The organism is Leptospira idonii (assembly GCF_004770995.1).
Classification (GTDB): Bacteria; Spirochaetota; Leptospiria; order Leptospirales; family Leptospiraceae; genus Leptospira_A; species Leptospira_A idonii.
The window spans coordinates 1-4,918 of sequence record NZ_RQHW01000030.1 but is presented as its reverse complement, the minus strand read 5'-3'; the positions used below and the strand labels follow the sequence as shown (position 1 = coordinate 4,918).

General features: G+C 44.6%; 1 protein-coding gene. It reads right to left on the bottom strand.

The window, feature by feature from the left end:
• Positions 1-4,637 (bottom strand): TIGR04388 family protein (locus tag EHS15_RS08375; RefSeq protein WP_135760115.1); only part of this gene is annotated, 4,637 nt, incomplete at its 3' end.
• Between the last annotated feature and the right edge of the window lie 281 nt (positions 4,638-4,918).

The following is a 4,918-nucleotide window of genomic DNA, read 5'->3' as shown; positions in this document are numbered from 1 at the left end:
GCTTGTTTATCGTAAGATACTCCTAGGCCAAGAGCGCCTTTACCTAATAACTCTGCGGCTCTTCCGCTTAAATCTAACTTCCCTCCGGCGGTTAACGCTCCTATGGTTCCGTTTATTATACCTGCGAGCATTCCTTCTGTCCCGTTACGGGATCCATCTATCGCTTGTATAGTCCCACTTAATATTGCCGCTCCCACATTCGCTGCATTCGCTGTGGCTCCTAACGCTGTTCCGATTCCTGTTAAGAATCCTCGCATCGTTGCTCCTAACGCTCCTGCTGCTCCCAACGTCAATGCCGTTGTCGCTGCTGTCACTGCTGTCGAACGAACTGCTTCGTTCTGTGCCTTTCTATCTTCCCTTTTCTGTTTTATATTGCCGTATGTTTTGCGGAAACTTGCATCAACTATGGATCTATTGAGTCCCGTTGTCTTTACTAATTCATCAATTACAATCCTTTGACCCAATTCTTCTACAAACGCTTCTTGGTTTTTTAATGTTGGGGTGGATGACGTGTAACTTAATCCCTGTGCCTTCATGCCATAACTTTGGTTGGCATAAGCACTAGACTGCATTTGTATATAACTTCCCGAGTTTGCAAATGCCATTCTATTTCCGTCGCTGAATGCCTCTTGGATATTTCTTTCCGGAACTCCTGTGGCAACCACTGCGGTTTTAATGATACCTCCTACTGCCCCTACTATTTGAGATCCAAAGTTGGCAAACGGGTTGGCATTCACTGCCGCTCTTGCTGCTGCCGCTTTTTTCGATCCCATTAGATCAGCGACAAAACTTCCCATTAGCTCCGGGGGTAACCCGGTAGCATTCGCAAGTGCTTGAGAAGAATATTGTTTAATCACTCCTTCTCTTTCTAGCTTGGCTTCATTGATTCTATCTTGTGGACCTGTGATATTGTCCATCGTTGCTGCATAGTTTTTCTCGCCAAGGATTGGTTTTGCGATTGCGCTAGCGACTCCTGCCGTTGTTGTCACTGTCGCCTGTCCAAAGGTGACTGCCCCGGCTACAGCCATCGGATTACTCAGAAAACTTGCTGTTGCTGCTGCCATTTGGTTCGCTCCTGCTACCACTGCCGCAGTTCCGGATGCCGCTGCTGCGGTTAAGTTTGCCGTGAGTGCTAAGCTTGCACCACCGGTAACAGTTGCCATCACATATGCTACTGCGGTGCCGACTGCTATCTTGATTTGATTATTCTTCATCTGCCTCTTGGCTTTGTTTTCGCTGATCTTGCCCCTAACAAAGCCGATCATATCCGCTACGAGTTGAATCTCATCATCTCCTCCACCTGTTCCTCTTACATACGCAGTGGCTAAATTCACATGGATTCTATTTTCTATTTGGCTCTTGATTGCCGCTCTTACTCCAGATGTTCCTCCACTGATATAGGCGAGTACCAAATCTCCAACAAGTGAATCTGCTTCTTCTGCCGCTTGTTTTTTTGACTGGAACGATTTTTCATTAGCGGATTCTTTCATCGCAATAGAGGATGCGGCTTCGCTTGTGTTTTTGGCATCCTCACTAAAGGATGTTTCGAAGTAGTTGTTCATTGTGTTCGCTACCGCAGTTTCCACTTCATCCCAATCTTCATTTGTCCATACATCGAATAGGTCTTTGCCTTTGGGTGCTACCACCGGTCCCACTTGGGATAAACTGATGTGCCGAACTTCATTTTGTGTGCCGGAGAAATATTTTCCTTCTCCGTTCTTTCCTGCGATGTTTCCATCACTGATGATTTTGGAGATTGTGGCTACATTCGTTTCTTTGTTTACTGTATATGTATATTCTTGTCTCAGTAGGCTTTCGCAAGAGGCAGGGTTCGCATAACAAGTTCCTGCAATCTTTTTCTCCGCATCCGTTAGGGTGAGTTTTTCCGTCTGCCCTAGCTTGATTTTTTCTTCACGGGAAAGAGAAGTGACGATCATTCCGTTCGTATATTCTAACCCAAGATCTTTCAGTCGATCCATCTGCATCTTATGACTGTCATAAAAGCAGGTTTCCGCATCCTTTCCTGTTTTGCCTTCGCACAACCTTGCCACTCTCTGGTTGTTTAAATCTTCGAATATTTTCTTGAGTTCTTCTGTCGGTGCTACGATCTTCCCGTCGTCCCCATATTTTACCACCGCCTTGTCTTCCCACTTGATCGCATAGGTCATTTGGTTGAGTAGTTTCTCTTGTTCTTTAGCCACGACGTTGGCATTGTTTTCGTTTATGGAAAGGATCTGTGCGTATTGATACACTCCGTTCGTTGTGGTTTGAAATACCTGATCGATTCCTTTTCCATTCACAGATAGTTCCGTATCGATTGTCTTTTGGTAGGCGGCTCCGAATACGTTGAAGGTTTGCGAAGCAGGTGCAGGTGCGGACACTGTGCTCACTCCCACAGCTCCTAGAAGTGCATCTTTTGCCGCTGTAAAATTTCCTTCCATCACCTGCTTGAAGATGGATACTCCTTCATATATTTCTATTTTGTCATTGATTCCTCCGGCTGTTTTGCCTATCGCAGGAAGTTCGTTGGTTAGCTTCATCACTGCCAAGTTGGATGCATCCACTGTTGGAAACATGTTGGTAGTTTGGGTGACGGTTTCCGTAAATGTAAATTGTGTCTGAGCCAACTGGTTCAATGAATTTCCATAATTGTTCAGAATTTCATTGGTTCCCGTAGAACCGGTTCCCACACTGATACTCGCTAAACTCGTACCAGCGACTCCATTGAATGCGTTCAAGTCTTGTGAGTTTTTTACAGCTCCTGCTTGGTCATACAAATCCACCCATTTGGTCAGTCCGACTTGTCTTTCCTCTTCCATCTTGGCAAGCCACTGGGATTTTTTGATTTCCAAATCTTCCAGGGACTTTTCATAATCGGCCTTTGCCTGCGCCTTAAGGATGTTCGCTTGTGTTTTCCAGTCCGTATAAAACTGGTTATAGTTTGTTACTTGGTTTTCCCAATTTCCTATCGCAGGATTGATATTGTTCACATACATCCCCAACTGTCCGGATAAGGAATTGCGGTTGTCCCCCCAATACTCGGATAAGGATCTTGCATGTAAATCTTCTACAGTGACTACGAAACCGTATCCGATTCCTCCCATCAAATAACGGTCTTCGATCGGACCTCGGAACAAACTGTATGTATAGAAAGGAACTCCAGCTCCATCATCTAATATCATGTTTCCTGTATGATGTGCTTCTCCTGACCAAGCGAATGAGTCCCATTTATTGGCATAACCCAGAAAGTCCGTATATAGGTTGGCAGTAAGTACGTTCACCACTCTTTTATCAGAACCTAAACCCATCATGATCCCTGCTTGTGCGGCTATGGCTCCGTTGTCCCCGCTTCGAATCGCTTGGAACATATTTCTAAGGTTCGCATCTCCGATCGTCTGGAACAGATCCGTCTCAATCTGAGAAATGGGAAGTCCCCAAGACAACCAGTTCGATAAAGTTTGGTTCCCATATCCATTGTTCACCAAATTCATATACGATCCGTTGATCACTTCATTGATGAGTGCATTCGGATTTGAGTTCACAGTAAGATTGTTATAATTGAAGTTTGTGGAGTTTTGATAGCTGTAGATTCTATTGTTATAGGTAGTGTATTGAGTCGTTGCGGATGTGGTTTGTGTATTCAAGAAAGAAGTGATTTGGCTGGAGATGGTAGTGAGAACATTCGTCACATCCAAATCCGTTCTGGCCAATTCGTTTCTTACACTTGTTACAAGTGCGGATAAAGTTTGGCCTGCGGAGTTCAGACTTCCGTCCGTATTTTTATACGTACATCCTCCCGCAGTTGTGCAAGCAGCGGACAAATCCGTATCGAAGCCATCCATCATGGCACCGATTCCCGTCTTTACACTGGTTTTGTACACATTGATCGCATCCAAATTTGCTTGGAAGGTTGCTTCGGAAGCATCCAATGCGGACAGAAAACCATTGTAGTTTTCTTGAATGGCCGCCATCGAATTGGCAAAATCCGCAGATCCGGATTGTAAGTTCAAATTGAACTGATAGTTCCAGTTAGCCGCTGCTTGGGAGACCTGGCTTTGCAATATCGCAGTGTTGGAGGTGTTGTATAAATATTGTTTGTATAGAGCTTCCTGACCGGTGCGGACTATATATGTTTCGTTGAATTTACCGTTTGTGATTTTCTCCAAAAACTCTTCTTTGTTTTTCAACAAATCCAAGTTAGCTGCTTGTTCCCAGTCGTTCAGTGCGGCGATCTTTTGGGATTCCAATTCTCTTTGCAGATAATCCTTATAGGCATCCACGTCATTGAAGGAATCACTTGTGGTTACCTGAGAGACATAGTCATAAATGGCAACGTCCGCTTCCTGTTCCCAATACGCTCGGATGAGTCCTTTGTAATAACCTACCTGTTCCGACCATGCGGACAGAGTATTTAGAAAATAACTCTGTCCGTAAACATTGTTCATCAGATTGGAACTGTATTCTTCCAGTTGCAATTGAGGAACCGTCGGTTGAGAATAAAGACTGCTAAAAATGAGTAAATTTGCAAGAAAGGAGAGTAAACTCAAGAATGCCTGGAACTTCGTGACAAAGGAAAAAGGGGATGTTTTGAGAACCTTTATCGTTTCCAGTAAAAGTGTAGGCAATAGTCTCTTCACAAAGTCTCCAGCTAAGAAGAATTATGACGATCTTCCCAAACCTCAACCTAAATGACAAAACAAAAAGGTGGAAATTAATTGTGGCGCAGGTAAGCTTTTATTGTTTACATTAACAATTCATTTATGCGCCACTTCTTCTAGTTTTTTTTACGCCCCGGATCGAAGGAGCGCCCTCGTCGACTGAGAGCCGGGAAAGGCGCCAAACGAAATATACTTCACGCTCTCGGTCGCGAAACTTCCTGTTTCGACTCCCGAACTCCGGCATCCCTGCCTTCGTCAGG